The following is a 19,871-nucleotide window of genomic DNA, read 5'->3' as shown; positions in this document are numbered from 1 at the left end:
CTGATGGCCAGACTCGACTCCCTGGATCGCCAACTGATCGACCTCTACCAGCGTGGCCTGCCGGTCTGCGAGCGTCCCTTCGCGGCCATGGCCGAGCGCCTGGACGCCAGCGAGGATCAGGTGATCAGCCGTCTCGATCGGCTCCAGGCGAGCGGCGTGCTGAGCCGTGTCGGCCCAGTCTTCGACCACGCCCGCGCCGGGGCCAGCCTGCTGGCCGCCGTGGCCGTTCCCGAGGAAGCCCGCGATGCCGTGGCCGAGGCGATCAACCGCGCCCCCGGCGTCAACCACAACTACCTGCGAGAGCACGATTTCAACCTCTGGTTCGTGATGACCGCGCCCGACGAGGCCGTCCTCGAGGCTCGCCTCGATGCTCTGGAGGCGGAGCTCGAGCGCGAGATCCTGCGCCTGCCGATGCTCGAGGGTTTCCATATCGACCTCGGTTTCCCGATCCCCTGGCATGAACTGGAGGCGCCATGAACGCCCGACAGCCGGCTCTCGCCTGCGCAGAGCCCCTCGCCGAGCGCCGCCTGCGCGCCCTGGTCGAGCAGGGCCTGCCGCTGGTGCCGCGCCCCTGGCAGGCGCTGGCCGAGCGGTGCGGCATGAGCGAGGCCGAGGTGATGGCCTGCATGGCCCGCTGGCAGGCCGAGGGCCTGGTCAAGCGGCTCGGGCTGGTGGTCAGGCATCGTGCGCTGGGGATCTGCGCCAACGCCATGGTGGTGTGGGACGTGCCCGATGCCGAGGTGGCCGAGCTGGGCCGCCGGCTGGCTGCCGAGCCCGCCGTGACCCTCTGCTATCGCCGGCCGCGTCGCCTGCCCGACTGGCCCTACAACCTGTTCTGCATGATCCACGGCACCCGCCGCGAGCGCGTGCTGGCCGCCCTGGACGAGATCATCGAAGGCCACGCCCTGCACGCCCTTCCCCACTGGGTGCTGTTCAGCCTCAAGGCCTACCGGCAGCGCGGTGGCCGCTATACCCGCGAGGAGCGCCCATGACCACCGCGTATGCCATCCCGCCGGCGGAGCTCGATGCCGCCGACCGGCGCATCATCAATCGCCTGCAGGATGGCCTGCCGCTGGTCGCCTCGCCCTACGCCGCGGTGGCCGTGGAGCTCGGCCTCTCCGAAGGCGAGCTGCTCTACCGCCTGGAGCGGCTGCTGGAGAGCGGCGTGCTCAGCCGCTTCGGCCCGATGTACCACGCCGAGCGCCTCGGCGGCGGCCTGACCCTGGCGGCCCTGGCGGTGCCGGAGCGGGACTATGACGCCGTCGTCGAGGCGGTCAACGCCTTCCCCGAGGTGGCCCATAACTACCGCCGCGAGCACCGCCTCAACATGTGGTTCGTGCTGGCCACCGAGGCCCCGGAGCGCATCGCCCAGGTGATCGCCGAGATCGAGGCCGCCACCGGCCTGCCCGTGTTCAACATGCCCAAGCAGGAGGAATTCCATGTCCGTCTCCACCTGCCCGTCTGACGCCGCGGGGCTGGACGCCACGGATCGCGCCATCGTGCTGGCCACCCAGGCGGGGCTGCCGCTGGTGCCGGACCCCTGGGGGGCGGTGGGCCGGCCGCTGGGCCTCTCCGGCGAGGCGGTGCGCGATCGCCTGGCGCGGATGCAGGCGGTGGGCATCGTGCGCCGGGTCGCCGCGGTGCCCAACCACTACCGGCTCGGCTACGTGGCCAACGGCATGACGGTATGGGACGTGGACGACGCCCGGATCGACCGCCTCGGTCGCGAGGTGGCCCGGCTGCCCGGCGTCAGCCACTGCTATCGGCGCCCGCGCCACCTGCCGGACTGGCCCTACAACCTGTTCGCCATGCTCCACGGGCGCACCCGCGCCGAGGTGGAAGCGCAGGCCGACACCCTTCGCGAGCTGCTCGGCAGTGCCTGCCGGGACCATCGCATCCTCTACAGCTCTCGCATTCTCAAGAAGACCGGCCTGCGGCTCGCAGGGCGGTCCGACCGGCCGGGCTGAGGCCCGCCGCAGGAGGAGGTCCGCATGTTCCGCGTCACCCGCTATATCAAGTCCCTGATGGAACCGGCGCCGCTCGCGCCGGCCCGCAAGCCGCCGGGCCCGGTGGTGATCTGGAACCTGATCCGCCGTTGCAACCTGACCTGCAAGCACTGCTACACCACCTCGGCGGACATCGACTTCGCCGGGGAGCTCTCCACCGCCGAGGCTCATGCGGTGCTCGACGACCTGCACGGTTTCCGGGTGCCGGCGCTGATCCTCTCCGGCGGCGAGCCGCTGATGCGCCCGGACATCTTCGAGCTGTCGCGGCGGGCGAGGGCGCTGGGCATCTATACCGGGCTCTCCACCAACGGCACCCTGATCGACGAGTCCAACATCGACGAGATCGCCGACGTCGGCTACGACTACGTGGGCATCAGCATCGACGGTCTCGAGGCTACCCACGACGTGATCCGCCAGCGCCAGGGCGCCTTCCGGGAGTCCATGCACGCGGTGAAACTGTGCAAGGAGCGTGGCATCAAGGTGGGCCTGCGCTTCACCCTGACCCGCGAGAACTACGAGCAGCTGGGCGACATCCTGGCGCTGCTCGACGAGCATGACGTCGACAAGTTCTACCTCTCGCACCTCAACTACGGCGGCCGCGGCCGGCGACACAGCAAGCAGGACGCCTGGTACCGCATGACCCGCGACGCCATGACCCGCCTGTTCGACCACTGCCGCGCAGAGCTGGCGCGTGGCGTGGAGCGCGAGTACGTCACCGGCAACAACGACGCCGACGGCCCCTTCCTGCTGATGTGGGCCCGTGAGCACTTCCCCGACCAGGCCGACGACCTGAAGCAGCGCCTGGTCAACTGGGGCGGCAACGCCTCCGGTGAGCATATCGCCAACATCGACAACCTCGGCAACGTCCACCCCGACACCTTCTGGTGGGACCACGACCTGGGCAACGTGCGCAGCCGCCCCTTCTCCGAGATCTGGCGGGACAGCTCCGATCCGCTGATGGCCGGCTTCCGCCAGCGCCCGCGGCCGCTCAAGGGACGCTGTGCCGAGTGTCGCTTCCTCGACATCTGCAACGGCAATACTCGCGTGCGGGCCTGGAAGGTGACCGGCGATCCCTGGGAGGAGGATCCCGGCTGCTACCTGACCAACGCCGAGATCGGCGTCGACGAGGGCCATGACCGGCGCGTGGCGGCGCCCTATGAGGCCATCCAGGCCACCGAGCTCTGAGCCGCGCGAGGCGACGACCATGACCGTGACATCCCGGGAGAGCGAGCCATGACGGCATTCCGCAAGACACAACACCTGAGCTTCGACCTCGACGAGGCGCCGCTGGGCCGCGGCGAGGTGGCCATCGTCGGCGCTGGCCCCGGCGACCCGGGGCTGCTGACCCTGCGCGCCCTGTCGCTGCTGCAGCAGGCGGACTGCCTGGTGTTCGATCGGCTGGTCTCCGCCGAGATCCTCGCCATGGCCAGGCCCGAAGCGCGTCGCTTCTACGTGGGCAAGGCCTCGCGCTGCCACGCCCTGACCCAGGAGGAGACCAACGCCCTGCTGGTGCGGCTGGCCGGCGAGGGTGAGCGGGTGCTGCGCCTCAAGGGCGGCGATCCCTATATCTTCGGACGTGGCGGCGAGGAGGCCGAGGCCCTGATCGAGCACGACATCGGCTTCCGGGTGGTGCCGGGCATCACCTCCGCCTCGGGCTGCTCCAGCTACGCCGGCTTTCCGCTGACCCACCGCGACTACGCCCAGAGCGTCACCTTCGTCACCGGCCACTGCAAGGGAGACCGGGAGCTGGACCTGAACTGGGCGGCCCTGGCCGTGCCCCACCACACCACGGTGTTCTACATGGGCCTGGCCAACGCGGCGATGATCCGCCGCGAGCTGCAGCGCCACGGCATGCCCGCCGCCACCCCGGTCGCCCTGGTGGAGCGCGGCACCACCCCGGAGCAGCGCCACGTGCTGGCCACCCTGGGCGATCTGGTCGAGGTGATCGAGCGCGAGGCCTTCCGGCCCCCCACCCTGATCGTGGTGGGCGAGGTGGTGACCCTCGCCGATACTCTGGCGCCGGCCATGACCCGCCTGGCCCGCGAGCCGGATGCCGCGCTGGCCGCCTTCCCCCACCCGATGCCCGGGAGGGTCGCCCTGTGATACGACCCGCCCTGCTGCTCGGTGGCCTGCTGGGGCTGCTGGCGCCGGCGCTGCCGGCCCTGGCCGAAGCGCCGGACCCCAACATGCTCTACAACCGCCACTGTGCCATCTGCCACGGCGTGAGCCGGCTGGGTGGCATCGGGCCGGCGCTGCTGCCGGACAACCTCTCGCGGCTCAAGCACGACGAGGCGGTCTCGGTGATCCGCGACGGCCGACCCGCCACCCAGATGCCCGCCTACCGGGAACTGCTCGCGGAGGAGGAGGTGGCGGCGCTGGCCGAGTGGATCTTCACGCCGCCCGAGCACGAGCCCAGCTGGGAGGAGACCGACATCCTGGCCAGCCACGAGGTGCGCCACCCCTACGGCAGCCTGCCCGATACGCCGGTGTTCGAGGTCGAGGACCTCAAGAACCTCTTCATCGTCGTGGAGATCGGCGACCACCATGTCAGCCTGCTCGACGGCGACCGCTTCGAGCGCATCGCTCGCTTTCCCAGCCGCTATGCGCTGCACGGCGGCCCCAAGTACAGCCCTGACGGCCGCTATGTCTACTTCGGTTCCCGGGACGGCTGGGTGACCAAGTACGATATCTACAACCTGGAGGTCACCGCCGAGGTGCGCGCCGGGATCAACATGCGCAACATCGCCGTCTCCGCCGATGGCCACTACGTGCTGGCCGGCAACTACCTGCCCCACAGCCTGGTGCTGCTCGACGCGCGTGACCTGGACCTGATCGCGGTGATCCCGGTGGAGGGGCTCGACGGCGAGACCTCGCGGGTCAGTGCCGTCTATACCGCGCCGCCGCGCAACAGCTTCGTGGCGGCCCTGCGCGATATTCCCGAGGTGTGGGAGATCCGCTGGCCCGAGGAGCGCGCCGAGGGCGACGAGGCCATCGTCGGCGACTTCGCGCTGCACCGCATGGAGGCCCCCGACTACCTGGACGACTTCTTCTTCGACCAGGAGTACCGCTACATCGTGGGTGCGGCCCGCGGTGGCCAGGGCGGCCAGGTGTTCGACATGGACGAGGAGCGCAAGGTGGCGGACCTGCCCCTGGAGGGCATGCCGCACCTGGGCGCCGGCATCACCTGGGAGCTGGACGGCCGCCGGGTGATGGCGATCCCCCACATCGACAAGGGGCAGGTCTCGGTGTTCGACATGAGCGACTGGTCGCTGATCACCCATCTCGAGACAGACGGTCCCGGCTTCTTCATGCGCAGCCACGAGAACTCGCCCTACGCCTGGGTGGATGTCTTCTTCGGCCCCCACCACGACCGCATCCACGTCATCGACAAGCAGTCGCTGGAGATCGTCGAGACGCTGATCCCTGAGCCCGGCAAGACCGCCGCCCACGTGGAGTTTGACCGCCGCGGCGAGACCCTGCTGCTGAGCATCTGGGACGACGACGGCTACCTGCTGAAGCTCGATGCCAACACCCTGGAGGAGCTGGACCGCATGCCCATGCGCAAGCCCTCGGGCAAGTACAACGTCTGGAACAAGACCCAGTACGAGGAGGGCACCAGCCACTGATCGGTCGAGATAAGAAGCATTCTTGATACCTGTCATGGTCCCGGCAGTCCCGGGCAAGGCACAATGGGGGCAACACCACCAGTGCAACCGTCGGGAATCTCGCCATGACGTCACCCCAACCCGAGCCGGCCGGCATGCCCGTCGCCCGGCTCGCCTTCCGCCCCTTCTTCCTGCTGGCCTCGCTGTTCAGCGTGCTGGCCATGGTGGTGTGGTTCGCCTTCTGGCATGGCGATATCCTGCTGCGCCCCCATGGCGGGCTGATGTGGTGGCACCAGCACGAGATGATCTTCGGCTTCGGCGCCGCGGTGGCGGTGGGCTTCCTGCTCACCGCGGTGCAGAACTGGACCGGCCGGCGCAGCCTCCACGGCGGGCCGCTGCTGGGCCTGGTCGGCGTCTGGCTGGCGGCGCGACTGCTCATCGCCTTCCCCATGGGGCTCCCCGCCGGGGTCCTGGTGGCCGTGGACGTGGTCTTCCTGCCCCTGGCGGCGTTGGCCCTGGGCCGCCTGGTGGTGGCCGCCGGGCAGTGGCGCAACCTGATCTTCGTGCCGCTCTTCCTGCTCATGGCGGTGGCCAACCTGGCCATGCACCTGGGGGTGATGCGCGGCCAGCTGCCGCCGATCCGCGAGGGCGGCTACCTGGGGGTGCTGTTGATCGCCACCCTGATGGTGCTGCTGGGCGGCCGGGTGATCCCCTTCTTCACCTCCCGGCGGCTCGACCGCCCCCAGCCGGTCGCCTGGCCGATGCTGGAGCGGCTGGCGCTGTGGTCGATCTATGCGGTGGTGCTGCTGCAGCTGGCGGTGCTGCTCGGGGTCGAACTGCCCCGGGGCCTGCAGGGCTGGACCATGCTGGTGGCCGCCGCCGCCAATGCGGTGCGCCTGGCCCGCTGGGGCGGGCAGCATACCCTCGCGGAGCCGCTGCTGTGGGGGCTGCACCTGAGCTATGCCTTCATCGTGGTGGGGCTGGTGATGTGGGCCCTGGCGCTGACCGGCGTGTTCCGGGTGGAGCTGGCGCTGCATGCCCTGGCCATCGGCGGCATCGCCTCCATGATGCTGGCGATGATGGCGCGGGTCTCGCTGGGGCACACCGGCCGGCCGATCCGCACCCTGCCGGGCATCGGGGTGGCGCTGGGGCTGATGTTCGCCGGCGCCCTGCTGCGTTCGCCGGTGCTGGCGATGTTCCCGCAGATCACCCACTGGACCTACAACCTGAGCATCGTCTTCTGGTGCATCGCCTACCTGATCTTCCTCTTCCACTACACGGTGCCGTTGACCACGGGCCGGGTCGACGGCAAGGATGGCTGACGGCGCAAGGGAGGCTGCCAATGCTCGAGCACTATTTCATGATCAAGCACCTGCATGTCACCGCCGCGACCCTGAGCCTGCTGTTCTTCATGCTGCGGGCCTGGTGGTCGGTACGCGAGTCGCCCTGGCGGCAGCGCCGCTGGGTGAAGGTACTGCCCCACCTGATCGATACCCTGCTGCTGGCGCTGGGCGTGCTGCTGATGGTGATGCTCAAGATGTGGCCCCACCAGCACCCCTGGCTGGCCGCCAAGCTCATCGCCCTGCTGCTCTACATCGGGCTGGGCACGGTGGCGATCAAGCGCGGCCCCACGCCCGCGGTACGCGGTGCCGCGGCCCTGGCCGCGGTGGTCACCTTCCTCTACATGCTGGGGGCAGCGATCCGCCATGATCCGCTCTCCTGGCTGGCGGCTGGCTGAGGCGCGGCATGACGCGGGGGCTCGCGGCTCTCTATACTGGGCCGGAGTGTCCGATAACCACCGACAAGGAGTGACTTCATGAGCCAACAGGATCTTCCCTCCGGCGCCGGCAAGGTCGCCGAGCAGTTTCCCGAGGTGTGGGACGCCAATGCCGCCCTGGGCAAGGCGTGCGCCGAGGCGGGCCCCCTGGATGCCCGTACCCGCCGCCTGGTCAAGCTGGCGCTGGCCGTGGGCGCGCGCTCCGAAGGCGCGGTGCACTCCCATGCCCGCCGCGGCCTGGAGGAGGGCGAGTCCCCCGAGGCGCTGAAGCAGGTGGCCATGCTGGCCATCCCGACCCTGGGCCTGCCCAGCGGCGTCGCGGCGCTGACCTGGATCGAGGATCTCACCGAGGCGTGACTCCTCCCTGCCGGCAGTGCGCTGCCGGCTTCCCCCCTTGCCGCGTCTGGCAAGCCTCCGTTGCCGCATTCCGGCCACTCCCTATTGACCCTCGTCAAAGTCATGGACGGGTTCCGACTGCTACTCTTTAACATGCATGCTGAATGCATATTAAAGGGGGCGGAAACGGCGGGTGCGCAGCGGCAAACGCGGGCCGCCGGTTTCGACAAGAATGCAAGACGAGCAAGGGGGTATGGTCCATGACCGAAGGCCTGACAAAGGCAGCTGCCCGCAATATCTTCTATGGCGGGTCGCTGTTCTTCTTCCTGGTGTTTGCCGCGCTGACGGCTCACAGCCATTTCTACATCGTCAATACGTCCACCCAGCCGATGACGGACTCCGTGCGGCAGGGCAAGCATGTCTGGGAGGAACACAACTGCATCAACTGCCACACCATCCTCGGTGAAGGCTCCTACTTCGCACCGGAGATCGGCAACGTCTGGACCCGCTACGGCGGCCACGACAACCCCGAGGGGGCCCGCATGGCCCTGGCGGCCTGGATGCGTGCCCAGCCCACCGGTGCCCCGAACCGTCGTCAGATGCCCTACTTCGAGATCAACGACGAAGAGATGCAGGCGCTGATCGACTTCTTCGAATGGACCGACTCCATCGACACCCAGGGCTGGCCGCCCCATCCGGCCGGTTGATCCGGACGCCATGACCCCGCCGGATTCCCGAACCCAGGAGAGCCGAACCGATGAAATATGAAACGCAGAAGGTGGCCCTGCCATTCTTCATGGTCGCGATGGCGCTGTTCGCGCTGCAGATCGTCTTCGGTCTTGCCGCCGCCGCCGCCTATGTCTGGCCTCACTTCATGTCCGAGGCCATGCCCTTCAACATCACCCGTACCAGCCACACCAACCTGCTGATCGTCTGGCTGCTGATCGGCTTCATGGGCTGCACCTACTACCTGATGCCCGAGGAGGCCGAGAACGAGATCTACAGCCCCAACCTCGCCTATCTGCAACTGGCGATCTTCGCCATCGCCGGCGCCGGGGCCCTGATCAGCTACCAGTTCGGCATCCACGAGGGGCGCCACTACCTCGAGCAGCCGCTCTGGGCGAAGATCTTCATCACGATCTCCTTCCTGATGTTCCTGTTCAACACCAGCCTGACCATGCTCAAGGGGCGCAGGACGGCCATCAACATGGTGCTGATGCTCGGCCTCTGGCTGGCCGCGGTGTTCTGGCTGTTCGCCTTCTACAACCCCGATAACCTGGCGCTGGACAAGCTGTGGTGGTGGTGGATCGTCCACATCTGGGTGGAAGGCGTGTGGGAGCTGATCATGGCCTCCCTGCTCGGCTACCTGCTGATCAAGATGACCGGCGTCGACCGCGAGATCATCGAGAAGTGGCTCTACGTCATCGTCGGCCTGGCGCTGTTCTCCGGCCTGCTGGGCACCGGCCACCACTACTACTGGATCGGCACCCCCGGCTACTGGCAGCCCATCGGCAGCATCTTTTCCACCCTGGAGGTGATCCCGTTCTTCGCCATGGTGGTGTTCGCCTTCTACATGTTCTGGAAGGGCAACCGCAACCACCCGAACAAGGCCGCCATGCTGTGGACCATGGGCAGTGCCGCGGTGGCCTTCTTCGGCGCCGGCGTGTGGGGCTTCATGCACACCCTGTCGTGGATCAACTACTACACCCACGGCACCCAGATCACCGCGGCCCACGGCCACCTGGCCTTCTACGGCGCCTACGTGATGCTGGTGCTGGGCGTCATCACCTACGCCATGCCGCAGCTGCGCCGCGTGCAGCCCTACAACCAGGTGCTGAACATGTGGGCCTTCTGGATCATGACCTCCGCCATGTGGTTCATGACCTTCACCCTGACCTTCGCAGGCGTCGTCCAGACCCACCTGCAGCGGGTGCTCGGCATGAACTTCATGCAGATCCAGGATCAGCTCGATCTCTTCTACGTGTTCCGCTTCGGCACCGGCATCTTCGTCGGCCTCGCCGCGGTGATGTTCATCTACGCGGTCTTCGGCCCGGCGCGCGAGCAGGTGCCTGCCACCAGCAAGCCGCTGTCTGCCACCGAGTGAGCCCCTGGCGGGTCGTGGCCTCTGCCGCGGCCCGCCGGTGAAACCCCTGGAGTGACCCATGTCCCATACCGCAACGGTGTCCGAGTTCGACCGGGAGCTGCCCTTCTATCAGCCGGTCGGCAATGAATGCGCCCTCTTCGAGCAGGCCTACCGGCAGCACCTGCCGCTGCTGCTCAAGGGACCCACGGGTTGCGGCAAGACCCGCTTCGTGACCCATATGGCGGAGAAGCTGGGGCGGCCGCTGTTCACCGTCTCCTGCCATGACGATCTCACCGCCGCCGACCTCACCGGCCGCTACCTGCTGCAGGGTGGCGAGACCCGCTGGGTCGACGGCCCGCTGACCCGCGCCGTGCGCGAGGGCGGCATCTGCTATCTCGACGAGGTGGTCGAGGCGCGCAAGGACGTCACCGTGGTGCTGCACCCGCTGACCGACGACCGCCGCCTGCTGCCCCTGGAGCGCACCGGCGAACTGCTCGAGGCGCCCGACGACTTCATGCTGGTGGTCTCCTACAACCCCGGCTACCAGCACATCCTCAAGTCCCTGAAGCCCAGCACCCGCCAGCGCTTCGTGGCGATGTCATTCGACTTCCCGCCCCCCGACGTGGAGTGTGGCATCGTGGCCCGCGAGAGCGGTCTGTCCCACCAGCGCTGTGCCGCCCTGGTCAACCTCGCCGCCCGCCTGCGCGAGCTCAAGGGCCAGGACCTGGAGGAGGGGGTCTCCACGCGCCTGCTGGTCTACTGCGCCACCCTGATCCAGGCCGGCATGCCGATCCTGGAGGCCACCCGCGCCACCCTGGTGGAGCCGCTGACCGACGATCTGGACGTCCAGGAAGGGCTTATGGAAGCCATCAACGCCACCTTTGGCTGAAGCATTCGATAGTGAGGGGCGTCGGGGGCAGGCCGAAGAGGAGGTCCTACGCCAGGGATGGCGTCGGTAGCGTACAGGGAGGTATTCACAGCGCCTCCTCGCAGGCCTGCCGCCGAATCAGCCCCGAGCAAAGAGGCGCCGATACGAGTCTACGTCAGGAGATTCACCATGCTGCACTTTCTCGAGGTCGAGGAGCTCGTCGGCCGCCACTGGCACCGCTGGGCCTCCAGCGCCGCCAGCTACCGGCGCCATCCCGAAGCCGCCGTGGCCCTGGAGGAGCTGCGCCACGTGCTCGGCGTCTTCTTCCGCGCCAGCGGCGGCGAGTGTGGCCTGGAGGTCGCCGCCATCGTGGCGCGCAGCTCGTCGCACCGACTCTCGCTGCGCCAGCGGCTCGGCTTCGACGACGAGGCCGTGGACCTGGCGCGTCGCGACGAGGAGCACCTGCTGCTGCCGCCGACCCTGGATGTCTTCCCCGAGGCCCGCCTCAACCGCGACCTCTACTTCTGGCTGACCGCCTACCTGGCGGTGGCACGACATCCGGCGCGCCACGCCGACCCGCTGCAGGATGACCTGGCCCGGCTGCGCGAGGCGATGCGGGCCACCGAGGCGGCCCTCGCGCGCTTCCCCGGCCTCGCCGGGCGCTATCGCGGCCTCTGTGCGGCGCTGCTGGCGGTGCGCCCGGTGCGGCGCAAGCTGCCGCCCATGGAGCAGGCCCTGGAGGCCACGCTGCGGGCCCTGCTGGGCGATGATTCACCGCTGGAGGGCTGGGCCGCCTCCATGGCCGCCGCGGTGGCCGACCCGGCGGTCTCCCTGGCGGCGTTCCGGGCGCCGCGGGGCTATCGCCCCCCGCTGCCGGTGCCGCTGTGGGGCCAGGTGGTCGACTTGGGCACGGGTCTGGGGCGCGAGGAGGACGACGAGGATCCCCACGACGGCGAGGCCAACAGCGCCCAGCAGGCCAGCGAGGGCAAGCGCAAGGCCGAGCGGCGCCACCAGGACCAGTCGGAGCGCAACGACCCGCTGGTCGCCAACCGCTTCGAGAAGATGCTCTCCTGGACCGAGATGGTGAACCTCAACCGCCTGGTGGAGGACAACGAGGACGAGGAGGCCAAGCGCGCCGCCGAGCAGATCGAGGAGATCGTCATCAGCCCCCACAAGCAGCGGGCGGCGACCCGGCTCAAGGTGGACCTCGACCTGCCGCCGGACGAGGCACTGGGCGAACGGCTGCGCGGCAAGCAGCTCTACCCCGAGTGGAACTACCGCAAGCAGCGCTACCTGCCCGACCACTGCCAGGTGATCACCGACCTGCAGAGCGAGGAGGGCGAGCAGTGGGAGCCCGACGACGCCACCCGGCGGCGTATACGCCGGGTGCGCCGGGAGTTCGAGGCGCTGCGTCCGCGTCGCGAGATCCTGCGCGGCCAGGTCGACGGCTCTGATCTCGACATGGACGCGGTGATCCGCTCGCGCTGCGACCTGGCCGCCACCGGCGAGGCCAGCGACCGCCTCTACATGTCGGCCCGCGAGCAGGCCCGCGACCTGGCGGTGGATATCCTGATCGATGTCTCGCTCTCCACCGACGCCTGGCTGGACGACCGCCGGGTGCTCGACGTGGAGAAGGAGGCGCTGCTGGTGCTGGGCCACGGCCTGGCCGGCTGCGGCGACGACTACGCCATCCACTGCTTCACTTCCCATCGCCGCCAGAAGGTGTGGGTCAACACCATCAAGGGCTTCGAGGAGACGATGGGCGAGCGGGTGGCGCGTCGCGTCTCGGCCCTCAGGCCCGGCCACTACACCCGCATGGGGCCGGCGATCCGCCACGTGACCGGGGAACTGGCCAAGCGACCCAATCGCCACCGCCTGCTGCTGGTGATCACCGACGGCAAGCCCAACGACACCGACTACTACGAGGGGCGCTACGGCATCGAGGACACCCGCAAGGCGGTGCTCGAGGCGCGCCAGCAGGAGGTGCGGGTGTTCGGCGTCACCGTGGACCGCGAGGCGCACCAGTACGTCTCGCACCTGTTCGGCCGCGGCAGCTACGCCATCGTCAACCGGCCCGAGCACCTGGCCCAGGCGCTGCCGGGCATCTACCGCCAGATCATCGGTCACTGAGGAGGGCCGGCCATGAGAAACGACAGCGTGTCGAATCGCCGTCCCGCCATTGCCGTGGTGGTGGGGCTGCTGGTGGCCCTGGCGGTGATCACCCCGCTGGCCTGGCTGATCAACACCCGCGACTGGGGCATCCTGGTGATGTTCGTGGTGCCCTTCGCGGTGTGGGGACTGATCTGGCTGGGCCGCCGCCTGGCCGACTGGGCCGGCGTCGGCCCGCCTCCCTGATCCCTTTCATTCGTGGCAATGGCGCTCGAGGCTGATCCGGCGTCAGACCGCAGAGGAGGCGCTGTGAATACCTCCCTGTACGCTACCGACGCCATCCCTGGCGTAGGACCTCCTCTTCGGTCTGCCCCCGGCGCCTCTCGCGACAGTGAGGTGCAGATTCAAGCCGCCTGGGCCACCAGGTAGCCGGCGCCCACCAGCAGCAGGGTGAAGAGGGTCAGGCCGGTGAAGGCGCCGCGCCAGGCCGGCGTCGAGGCGCTCAGGCCCAGGTAGACCATCAGCACCCGGTGGGCCTTGAAGAAGGTGGTGGCCAGCAGCAGGCCCGCCGACCACAGCGGCAGCGCCTCGAGGCGCGCCTCCCCGCCCAGCCGGGCCGAGGCCATGGTGATCAGGGTCAGGCCCATCAGCACCGCCCAGGTGATCAGCAGCCGGCGGGTGGCCGCGTCGCCTCCGATACGCTTCGTGTCGCCCATGGGCTTACCTCAGCAGGTAGAGGATCGGGTAGAGCAGGATCCAGATCAGGTCGACCATGTGCCAGAAGGCGGCGGCGGTCTCCACGTTGTCGTGGGAGAGCTTCCAGGCCACCAGGGCGATCAACCCCAGGCCGAAGAGCACATGTGCGAAGTGGAAGCCGGTCAGCAGGTAGTAGAAGGTGAAGAAGGTGTTGGTCTCGGGCATGAGGCCCTGGCCGAGCTTGTCGGCGTACTCCACCACCTTGACCACGCAGAACACCACCCCCAGCGCAAAGGCCCCGCCCAGCCACTGGCGGCAGCGCCGCCGCTCGCCTCGGCCGATGGCCTGCACCGCCAGGGCCGCGAACAGCCCGCTGGTCAGCAGCACCAGGGTGTTGAGGCCGCCGGCCACCGGGTCGAGCAGCTGCTGGGAAGCGTCGAACACCTCGCGCTCGCCGGCGCGCAGCCAGGCGAACAGGCCGAAGAAGGCGGCGAACACCAGCATCTCGCTGAGGATCAGCACCCACATCAGCGGGTTGCCCGGCAGTGCCGAGAGCGGCCCCCAGCCGGGGTTGGGAAGCGAACTCTCGCGGACGACGTCGTGATTGCTCATCTCAGCCCGCCGGGGGGCCGGGAGCGGGCTCGAACTCGGCACGCACCGCCGGGGTGGTGAGCTTCCAGCCGGCCCAGGCGAACAGCACTGTGAGCAGGGTGGCGGCGAGGATCAGCCCGCCCAGCAGACCGATCAGCCCGGCGACCGGCTCCTGGGTGTTGATCGCCGCCTCGGTGGTGGCCTCCGGCAGCAGGCCGAAGGTCAGCGGCGTCAGCGCAGCGCCGCCCAGCACGCCCACGAAACCGGCCGCCATCAGGGCGACGAAGGCGCGCCTCGCCCAGCAGCGTCGGCGCAGCAGGGCGATGGCCAGGGTCAGGGTGACCAGCGCGCCGATAGCCAGCAGGCCAGCCACCCCACTGTGGCGCTCGGCCAGCCAGGCCACGCCGCCGGTCAGCCCGCCGCTGCCGGCCTCGACGCCCAGGCTGGCGGCCAGCCCCTCGCCCGGGGCCAGGGGCAGGGCGAGCAGCCCCATCACTGCCAGCGAGAAGAGGATGAATCCCCAGGCCAGGCCGGTGACGGCGGTGGAGCGTTGGCGCTGCGGGGTGTGGGTCATGGCGGCGGCTCCGTCAGTCATCCAGGCGCACCGCGGCACCGCCGAACAGCAGGCTGCGCGGGTCGCGCAGCGGCTGGCCGGCCATCAGGCGCTGGATGCCGACGCCGCAGCGGCCGATGGTCCAGACCAGGCAGGCGGTGAAGAAGCCGTAGCCCAGCGTCCAGGAGGCCCAGGCGGGGGCGCCGACCCAGCCCAGCAGGTTCCAGGCCGCCAGGGCGCCGGCGCCGGCCAGGGCGCCCAGCCAGAAGGTGCGGATCTGGAACAACAGGTGGCTGTCGGCCAGGGGCGAAACCCGGCCGCGGCGCAGGTGGGCGATCAGCACGCCGATCGGCGCGGTGACCACCGCCATGATGCTGCCCAGGTAGAGCACGTAGATGACGGCGGCCAGGCCGCGGCCCCGGGTGTCGGGTGCAAGCGTGGTGTCGGTGTGGGACATGTCGACGGGTCTCCTGTCGGGGGCTTCCTGAAACCATGCATCCTGAATACTACTATGCCGCCGGAATACCCCAGCGACATTGTCGGAAATCAAATCAATGACCTTTCATGCCGCCTGGAACGCCTGCGCCCGGCGGGGCCGGGCGCAGGGAGTGGGTGGAAGAGTGAAGGAAGCTCAGGTCTTGCCTTCGGCCTTGAGCTGTTCCTGCTCCGCGATCATGCGGTCCACGGAGGAGATATGGTACTCGTCCGCGAAGGCGCCCTCGGGCTCCTTGAGCCAGATGAAGCAGACCAGCCAGCTGAAGAAGGCGCCTGCCGCCAGGATGTAGAAGAACTGGGTCGGGGTGACGAAGGTGAAGATGGTCAGGTAGACCACCGCCCCCACGTTGCCGTAGGCGCCGGCCATGCCGGAGATCTGGCCGGTGATGCGGCGCTTGATCGACGGGATGATGCCGAAGGTGGCGCCCTCCGATCCCTGCACGAAGAAGGAGGTGAAGATGGTGATGGCGATCGCCAGGATCAGCGGCCAGCTGGAGTTCATCATCGCCATCAGGGTGAAGCCGATGCCGATGCCGAACATGTAGCTGAGCATCACGAAGCGCCGGTTGCCCATGCGGTCGGAGACCGCGCCGCCCATGGGGCGCGCCACCAGGTTGACGAAGGCGAACGACGAGGCGATCAGGCCGGCGGCCGCGGCGGAGAGGCCCCAGGTCTGCTCGAAGAACATCGGCAGCATGGAGATCACCGCCAGCTCGGCGCCGAAGTTGGCGAAGTAGGTGGTGTTGAGCGCGGCGACGCTGTTGAAGTGGTACTTGTCGTCCTCCGGCACGCCCTTCTTGAGGATCGGCACGTTGACGCGAATGATCTGCACCACCTGGTAGATCACGATGGCCACGATCGCGAGGTAGGCGATCACCGCGGCGGTGGTGGACATGAAGCCCATGTTCTGGATGCGCCACACCAGGATCGCCAGCACGCCGACCAGCGGGATGGTCCACAGGATCAGCTTGACCATGTCGGCCCAGCTGCTGACCTCCATGGCCATCGCCTTGCGGGTCTTGCGGTGGGAGGTGGCATCGGGGCCGTCGGTGATGGCGAACCAGTAGAAGACGCCGTAGGCGGCCATCACGAAGGCGCTCTGGGCGATGGCCCAGCGCCAGCCCTCGTCGCCGCCGTACCAGACGATGGCGATGGTGGGCAGGGTCATGGCGGCGGCGGCGGAGCCGAAGTTGCCCCAGCCGGCGTAGAAGCCCTCGGCGAAGCCGATGTGCTTGGGCTTGAACCACAGCGCGGTCATGTGGATGCCGACCACGAAGCTGGCGCCGATGGAGCTCAGCACCAGGCGGGCGACCAGCAGCTGGGTCATGCTGTTGCCGAAGGCGAACATCAGCGCGGGAATCGCCATGACCACCATCAGGATCGAGAAGACCCGGCGCGGGCCGAAGCGGTCCAGCGCCATGCCGACGATGATCCGCGCGGGGATGGTCAGCGCCACGTTGCAGATGGCAAACAGGCGGATATGGTCCTGGGTCAGCCAGTCGACGTCGCGCAGCATGCTGGTAGCCAGCGGCGCCATGTTGAACCAGACATAGAAGGTGATGAAGAAGGCGATCCAGGTCAGGTGCAGGGCCCTGATCTCCGGAGTGCGTACCTTGAACAGGTCAGCGACTTTCATGGTCGTGTCATCCTTTTCGCAAGGCGAACGGGGCCGATCAGCTGGGCAGGATCAGTAGGGGACATTCGGCGCGGCGAGTCAGGAAGGAGCTGACGCTGCCGAAGGTCATGTAGTCGAGCTCGTCGACGAAGTAGCTCAGCGACTGGGCGATGAAGCCACCGTCGGGCTTCTGGCTGTGGCGGGCGATCACCAGGATGTCCGGCGACAGGCGCTTGGTGGCGTCGAGCAGCATCTTGCGGGCGTCGCCCTCGGCGATGATCAGCTCGGCGTCGAGGCCCTCCTTCACGGCCACCTCGACCGCCTCCTCCAGGTCGGCCTTGAGCTCCTTGTACTCCTCCTGGAAGAGGTCCTCGTTGGCGTCGGTGGAGTCACGTGGGTTCTCGGCGACGCCGACCAGCACGATCAGCGGCGACATGGCGTGAAACATGGTGATGGTCCGGGCCAGTGCCAGCTTGGCATTCCGCGAACCGTCATAGGCGATCATGATCTTCATGGGGCACCTCCAGCATCCGGGGTAGAGGCGGGGCGGCCGGGTTCTTCCGGCCACCGGGCGTGTGGTCAGGGCGGGTCAGGGGTTCTTCACGTAGGCGTTCTTGCGCAGGTAGAACCACCAGTTGATCACCAGGCAGACCGCGTAGAAGATCGCAAAGCCGTACATGGCGAGCTCGGGGGTGCCGGCCTGGATCTGCTCACCCATCACCCGCGGGGCGATGAAGGCGCCGTAGGCGGCCACGGCGGAGGTCCAGCCCAGCACCGGGCCCTTCTGGTGCTGGTCGAAGATCACGCCGATGCTGCGGAAGGTGGAGCCGTTGCCGATGCCGCTGGCGGCGAACAGGATCACGAACAGGATCATGAAGATCGCGAAGTAGCTGTTCGGGTCGGTGGCGTTGTAGGCCAGCATCATCACGTAGCCGGTCACCGCGGAGGCCACCACCATGATCACCGAGATGATCTGGGTGACGATGGAGCCGCCCACCTTGTCGGAGATCCAGCCGCCGATGGGACGGATCAGGGCGCCGACGAAGGGGCCGATCCAGGCCCAGGTCAGGGCGCTGGGGGCGTCGGGGTTGGCCACGCGGGTCACGGTGCCGTCGGCGGCGACCTCCATCATGTTGCCGAAGATGACGTTGATGGAGAGCGGCAGGGCTGCGGAGAAGCCGATGAAGGAGCCGAAGGTCAGGATGTAGAGAACCGTCATCGACCAGGTGTGCTTGTTGGAGAAGATCGCGAACTGCTTCTGGATGTTCGGCTTGATGTCGCCGGGGATCAGCCGCAGCAGCACCACGGTCAGCACGATGGTCAGCGGGACGGCGATCCACATGTTGAGCCATACCAGGGCCAGCATGCCGATGACGCTGGTGACCGCCCCCACGGCGTAGAGGCCGAGGATCTTGCCGAAGGCCTGGGCCGGGGTGCCCGGGTCGGGGGTGATGGTGCGCAGGTTGTTCATGCCGAACCAGCCGGCGAAGGCCAGCGGGATCAGGAAGACCAGCCAGATGAAGCCGGCGTTCTGGATCCAGGTATCGGTGCCCGCCTCGATGCGCCCGATCAGGGTGCCGCTGGCGCTCTGAAGCTCCATGGGGGCGCCGGCGATGGCGCCGAAGATGCCCACGGTCATCACCAGCGGGATCAGGATCTGCATGGTGGTGACGCCGAAGTTGCCGAGGCCGGCGTTCATGCCCAGGGCATAGCCCTGCTGCTTCTTCGGGTAGAAGGTGGAGATGTTGCTCATGGAGGCGGCGAAGTTGCCGCCGCCGATGCCGGAGAGCAGCGCCAGGGCCTGGAAGACCCACAGCGGTGTCTCGGGATTCATCAGCGCGATGCCGGTCCCCAGTGCCGGGAACATCAGCAGGGCGGTGGTCAGGAAGACGGTGTTGCGCCCGCCGGCGATGCGGATCATGAACGAGGCCGGGATGCGCAGGGTCGCCCCGGAGAGCCCTGCCAGGGCGGTCAGGGTGAACAGCTCACCCACCGTGAACGGGAAGCCCAGGTTCTGCATCTGGGTGGTGATCATCCCCCACATCAACCAGACGGCAAAGCCCATCAGCAGGCTCGGGATGGAGATCCACAGGTTGCGGCTGGCGACCTTCCTGCCCTCCTTCTCCCAGAACTCCTCGTTCTCGACATCCCAGTGTTCGATGTCGGCATTCTTCCTGGTCATGGCATTTCCCCTTGAGGCTAGCGGTGTGCTCCTGGCGTTTGGCATCGGTTGACCGATATCAAGACGGTGAGCCTTGGGGGGAAAGATACGCCTGCCCGGCAAGGCGCGAAACGTGGCGAAAGGGGCCAGAAAACGGCGGGATACCTCCAGGGAGGTAGTGGGGGATAAGCGGCAACCCATTGCTTGATATGGGGTTTTTCTTGAGGGGAGTAGGGGCCGAGGGGGGCGCAGGGGCCCCCGGATTATTTGGAGGTATCCACACAGAACCGCGGGATATCCCCCGCGGGCTCAGCGGTCGATGCCCTCCTGCACCGCCCACACGGCGGCCTCCACCCGGGAGCGCAGGTTGAGCTTCTTGAGCAGGTGCTTGACGTGCACCTTCACCGTGCCCTCGGTGATGTCGAGCTTGCGGGCGATCATCTTGTTGGAGAGTCCGCCGGCCAGCTCGCGCAGGATCTCCCGCTCGCGCTGGGTCAGGCTCTGGATGTCGGGGACCGCCGGCTGGCTGCGCTGGCTGCGCAGCGCCCCGGCCAGCAGGGCGGTGAGGCTCTCGCTGATCACCATGCGGCCCAGCGACGCCTGGCGCAGCTGGCGGATCATCTCGTCCGGGTCCATGTCCTTGAGCAGGTAGCCGTCGGCGCCCGCCTGCAGGGCGTCCACCACGTCCTCCTCATGGTCGGAGACGGTGAACATCACCACTCGGCCGGCGAAGCCCTCCTCGCGCAGCCGCTTGAGAGTCTCGATGCCGTTCATGCCGGGCATGTTGAGGTCGAGCAGCACCATGTCGGGGTCGAGCGCCAGGGCCAGGCGGATGCCCTCCACGGGCTCGCCGGCCTCGCCGATCAGCGCCATGTCCTCCTCCAGCTCCAGCAGCTGGGAGACGCCGCGGCGCAACAGCGGATGGTCGTCGATGATCAGGATGCTGGCGGGGGTGTCGTGGGGGGTGTCGGTCATC

General features: G+C 68.3%; 23 protein-coding genes. 15 read left to right on the top strand and 8 right to left on the bottom strand.

Going from position 1 to position 19,871, the window contains the following annotated elements:
* Positions 1–3 precede the first annotated feature (3 nt).
* From NFC98_RS17175 to NFC98_RS17105, 15 genes are all read left to right on the top strand, one after another.
* The gene (locus NFC98_RS17175; protein ID WP_254276108.1) at positions 4–477 is read left to right on the top strand and encodes an Lrp/AsnC family transcriptional regulator; all 474 of its coding nucleotides are present in this window, start codon (positions 4–6) and stop codon (positions 475–477) included.
* Positions 474–992 carry an AsnC family protein gene (locus NFC98_RS17170; RefSeq protein ID WP_254276107.1) on the top strand — a complete coding sequence of 173 codons (519 nt, stop codon included), beginning with the start codon at positions 474–476 and terminating at the stop codon, positions 990–992. Before NFC98_RS17175 ends, NFC98_RS17170 begins: the two co-directional genes overlap by 4 nt.
* Positions 989–1,465, top strand: a complete 477-nt coding sequence (locus NFC98_RS17165) for an Lrp/AsnC family transcriptional regulator (RefSeq protein ID WP_254276106.1) — start codon at positions 989–991, stop codon at positions 1,463–1,465. The genes NFC98_RS17170 and NFC98_RS17165 overlap by 4 nt, the downstream gene beginning before the upstream one ends.
* A complete protein-coding gene (locus NFC98_RS17160; RefSeq protein ID WP_254276105.1) occupies positions 1,440–1,967 on the top strand; it encodes an Lrp/AsnC family transcriptional regulator in 528 nt (175 codons plus the stop codon). Before NFC98_RS17165 ends, NFC98_RS17160 begins: the two co-directional genes overlap by 26 nt.
* Before the next feature lie 24 nt (positions 1,968–1,991).
* On the top strand, positions 1,992–3,191 hold the full coding sequence (gene nirJ / locus NFC98_RS17155; RefSeq protein WP_254276104.1) for a heme d1 biosynthesis radical SAM protein NirJ: 1,200 nt from the start codon (positions 1,992–1,994) through the stop codon (positions 3,189–3,191).
* A gap of 48 nt (positions 3,192–3,239) precedes the next feature.
* A complete protein-coding gene (gene cobA, locus NFC98_RS17150) occupies positions 3,240–4,109 on the top strand; it encodes a uroporphyrinogen-III C-methyltransferase (RefSeq protein WP_253446906.1) in 870 nt (289 codons plus the stop codon).
* Positions 4,106–5,632, top strand: coding sequence for a nitrite reductase (locus tag NFC98_RS17145; protein WP_254276103.1), 1,527 nt, complete (start codon positions 4,106–4,108; stop codon positions 5,630–5,632). The genes cobA and NFC98_RS17145 overlap by 4 nt, the downstream gene beginning before the upstream one ends.
* Before the next feature lie 104 nt (positions 5,633–5,736).
* Positions 5,737–6,933: an NnrS family protein gene (locus NFC98_RS17140; protein ID WP_254276102.1), complete on the top strand. Its 1,197-nt coding sequence runs from the start codon at positions 5,737–5,739 to the stop codon at positions 6,931–6,933.
* A 20-nt stretch (positions 6,934–6,953) separates the two neighbouring features.
* A complete protein-coding gene (locus tag NFC98_RS17135) occupies positions 6,954–7,349 on the top strand; it encodes a SirB2 family protein (RefSeq protein ID WP_254276101.1) in 396 nt (131 codons plus the stop codon).
* 78 nt (positions 7,350–7,427) lie between these two features.
* On the top strand, positions 7,428–7,745 hold the full coding sequence (locus tag NFC98_RS17130; protein WP_254276100.1) for a carboxymuconolactone decarboxylase family protein: 318 nt from the start codon (positions 7,428–7,430) through the stop codon (positions 7,743–7,745).
* Between the two features lie 239 nt (positions 7,746–7,984).
* Positions 7,985–8,431 carry a cytochrome c gene (locus tag NFC98_RS17125; RefSeq protein WP_254276099.1) on the top strand — a complete coding sequence of 149 codons (447 nt, stop codon included), beginning with the start codon at positions 7,985–7,987 and terminating at the stop codon, positions 8,429–8,431.
* A 50-nt stretch (positions 8,432–8,481) separates the two neighbouring features.
* Positions 8,482–9,828 carry a cbb3-type cytochrome c oxidase subunit I gene (locus tag NFC98_RS17120; RefSeq protein ID WP_254276098.1) on the top strand — a complete coding sequence of 449 codons (1,347 nt, stop codon included), beginning with the start codon at positions 8,482–8,484 and terminating at the stop codon, positions 9,826–9,828.
* Between the two features lie 58 nt (positions 9,829–9,886).
* Positions 9,887–10,696 (top strand): CbbQ/NirQ/NorQ/GpvN family protein, encoded by an 810-nt coding sequence (locus NFC98_RS17115; RefSeq protein ID WP_254276097.1) that lies wholly within the window; start codon positions 9,887–9,889, stop codon positions 10,694–10,696.
* A 168-nt stretch (positions 10,697–10,864) separates the two neighbouring features.
* Positions 10,865–12,805 carry a nitric oxide reductase activation protein NorD gene (locus NFC98_RS17110; protein WP_254276096.1) on the top strand — a complete coding sequence of 647 codons (1,941 nt, stop codon included), beginning with the start codon at positions 10,865–10,867 and terminating at the stop codon, positions 12,803–12,805.
* Positions 12,806–12,817: 12 nt separating this feature from the next.
* Complete coding sequence (locus tag NFC98_RS17105; RefSeq protein ID WP_254276095.1) at positions 12,818–13,030, top strand: hypothetical protein; 213 nt, start codon at positions 12,818–12,820, stop codon at positions 13,028–13,030.
* Between the two features lie 158 nt (positions 13,031–13,188).
* Here NFC98_RS17105 and NFC98_RS17100 read toward each other — a convergent pair whose 3' ends face one another.
* The 8 genes from NFC98_RS17100 to narL form a co-directional block, all read right to left on the bottom strand.
* Entirely contained in the window at positions 13,189–13,500 is a 312-nt protein-coding gene (locus NFC98_RS17100; protein ID WP_254276094.1) for a cytochrome C oxidase subunit IV family protein, read from the bottom strand.
* Positions 13,501–13,504: 4 nt separating this feature from the next.
* Positions 13,505–14,092 (bottom strand): cytochrome c oxidase subunit 3 family protein, encoded by a 588-nt coding sequence (locus tag NFC98_RS17095; RefSeq protein WP_254276093.1) that lies wholly within the window; start codon positions 14,090–14,092, stop codon positions 13,505–13,507.
* 1 nt (position 14,093) lies between these two features.
* Complete coding sequence (locus NFC98_RS17090) at positions 14,094–14,645, bottom strand: hypothetical protein (RefSeq protein WP_254276092.1); 552 nt, start codon at positions 14,643–14,645, stop codon at positions 14,094–14,096.
* Between the two features lie 13 nt (positions 14,646–14,658).
* Positions 14,659–15,081: a hypothetical protein gene (locus NFC98_RS17085; RefSeq protein WP_253446874.1), complete on the bottom strand. Its 423-nt coding sequence runs from the start codon at positions 15,079–15,081 to the stop codon at positions 14,659–14,661.
* 174 nt (positions 15,082–15,255) lie between these two features.
* The gene (locus tag NFC98_RS17080; protein WP_254276091.1) at positions 15,256–16,755 is read right to left on the bottom strand and encodes an MFS transporter; all 1,500 of its coding nucleotides are present in this window, start codon (positions 16,753–16,755) and stop codon (positions 15,256–15,258) included.
* Between the two features lie 37 nt (positions 16,756–16,792).
* A complete protein-coding gene (locus NFC98_RS17075) occupies positions 16,793–17,248 on the bottom strand; it encodes a universal stress protein (protein ID WP_254276090.1) in 456 nt (151 codons plus the stop codon).
* A gap of 75 nt (positions 17,249–17,323) precedes the next feature.
* Positions 17,324–18,916 carry an antiporter gene (locus tag NFC98_RS17070; protein ID WP_254276089.1) on the bottom strand — a complete coding sequence of 531 codons (1,593 nt, stop codon included), beginning with the start codon at positions 18,914–18,916 and terminating at the stop codon, positions 17,324–17,326.
* A gap of 288 nt (positions 18,917–19,204) precedes the next feature.
* Positions 19,205–19,870: a two-component system response regulator NarL gene (gene narL, locus NFC98_RS17065; RefSeq protein ID WP_254276088.1), complete on the bottom strand. Its 666-nt coding sequence runs from the start codon at positions 19,868–19,870 to the stop codon at positions 19,205–19,207.
* Between the last annotated feature and the right edge of the window lies 1 nt (position 19,871).

The sequence above is a fragment of the Halomonas sp. 3H genome (genome assembly GCF_024206005.1).
In the GTDB taxonomy this organism is placed as follows: Bacteria; Pseudomonadota; Gammaproteobacteria; order Pseudomonadales; family Halomonadaceae; genus Halomonas; species Halomonas campaniensis.
Note: the sequence above shows the minus strand (reverse complement) of the source record. Positions and strands in the feature narration are given on the sequence as shown.

Coding starts and splice junctions, on each gene's coding strand:
- NFC98_RS17175 (WP_254276108.1), top strand. CDS start 4: ATGGCCAGACTCGACTCCCTGGATCGCCAACTGATCGACCTCTACCAG.
- NFC98_RS17170 (WP_254276107.1), top strand. CDS start 474: ATGAACGCCCGACAGCCGGCTCTCGCCTGCGCAGAGCCCCTCGCCGAG.
- NFC98_RS17165 (WP_254276106.1), top strand. CDS start 989: ATGACCACCGCGTATGCCATCCCGCCGGCGGAGCTCGATGCCGCCGAC.
- NFC98_RS17160 (WP_254276105.1), top strand. CDS start 1,440: ATGTCCGTCTCCACCTGCCCGTCTGACGCCGCGGGGCTGGACGCCACG.
- nirJ (WP_254276104.1), top strand. CDS start 1,992: ATGTTCCGCGTCACCCGCTATATCAAGTCCCTGATGGAACCGGCGCCG.
- cobA (WP_253446906.1), top strand. CDS start 3,240: ATGACGGCATTCCGCAAGACACAACACCTGAGCTTCGACCTCGACGAG.
- NFC98_RS17140 (WP_254276102.1), top strand. CDS start 5,737: ATGACGTCACCCCAACCCGAGCCGGCCGGCATGCCCGTCGCCCGGCTC.
- NFC98_RS17135 (WP_254276101.1), top strand. CDS start 6,954: ATGCTCGAGCACTATTTCATGATCAAGCACCTGCATGTCACCGCCGCG.
- NFC98_RS17130 (WP_254276100.1), top strand. CDS start 7,428: ATGAGCCAACAGGATCTTCCCTCCGGCGCCGGCAAGGTCGCCGAGCAG.
- NFC98_RS17125 (WP_254276099.1), top strand. CDS start 7,985: ATGACCGAAGGCCTGACAAAGGCAGCTGCCCGCAATATCTTCTATGGC.
- NFC98_RS17120 (WP_254276098.1), top strand. CDS start 8,482: ATGAAATATGAAACGCAGAAGGTGGCCCTGCCATTCTTCATGGTCGCG.
- NFC98_RS17115 (WP_254276097.1), top strand. CDS start 9,887: ATGTCCCATACCGCAACGGTGTCCGAGTTCGACCGGGAGCTGCCCTTC.
- NFC98_RS17110 (WP_254276096.1), top strand. CDS start 10,865: ATGCTGCACTTTCTCGAGGTCGAGGAGCTCGTCGGCCGCCACTGGCAC.
- NFC98_RS17105 (WP_254276095.1), top strand. CDS start 12,818: ATGAGAAACGACAGCGTGTCGAATCGCCGTCCCGCCATTGCCGTGGTG.
- NFC98_RS17100 (WP_254276094.1), bottom strand. CDS start 13,500: ATGGGCGACACGAAGCGTATCGGAGGCGACGCGGCCACCCGCCGGCTG.
- NFC98_RS17095 (WP_254276093.1), bottom strand. CDS start 14,092: ATGAGCAATCACGACGTCGTCCGCGAGAGTTCGCTTCCCAACCCCGGC.
- NFC98_RS17090 (WP_254276092.1), bottom strand. CDS start 14,645: ATGACCCACACCCCGCAGCGCCAACGCTCCACCGCCGTCACCGGCCTG.
- NFC98_RS17085 (WP_253446874.1), bottom strand. CDS start 15,081: ATGTCCCACACCGACACCACGCTTGCACCCGACACCCGGGGCCGCGGC.
- NFC98_RS17080 (WP_254276091.1), bottom strand. CDS start 16,755: ATGAAAGTCGCTGACCTGTTCAAGGTACGCACTCCGGAGATCAGGGCC.
- NFC98_RS17075 (WP_254276090.1), bottom strand. CDS start 17,248: ATGAAGATCATGATCGCCTATGACGGTTCGCGGAATGCCAAGCTGGCA.
- NFC98_RS17070 (WP_254276089.1), bottom strand. CDS start 18,916: ATGACCAGGAAGAATGCCGACATCGAACACTGGGATGTCGAGAACGAG.
- narL (WP_254276088.1), bottom strand. CDS start 19,870: ATGACCGACACCCCCCACGACACCCCCGCCAGCATCCTGATCATCGAC.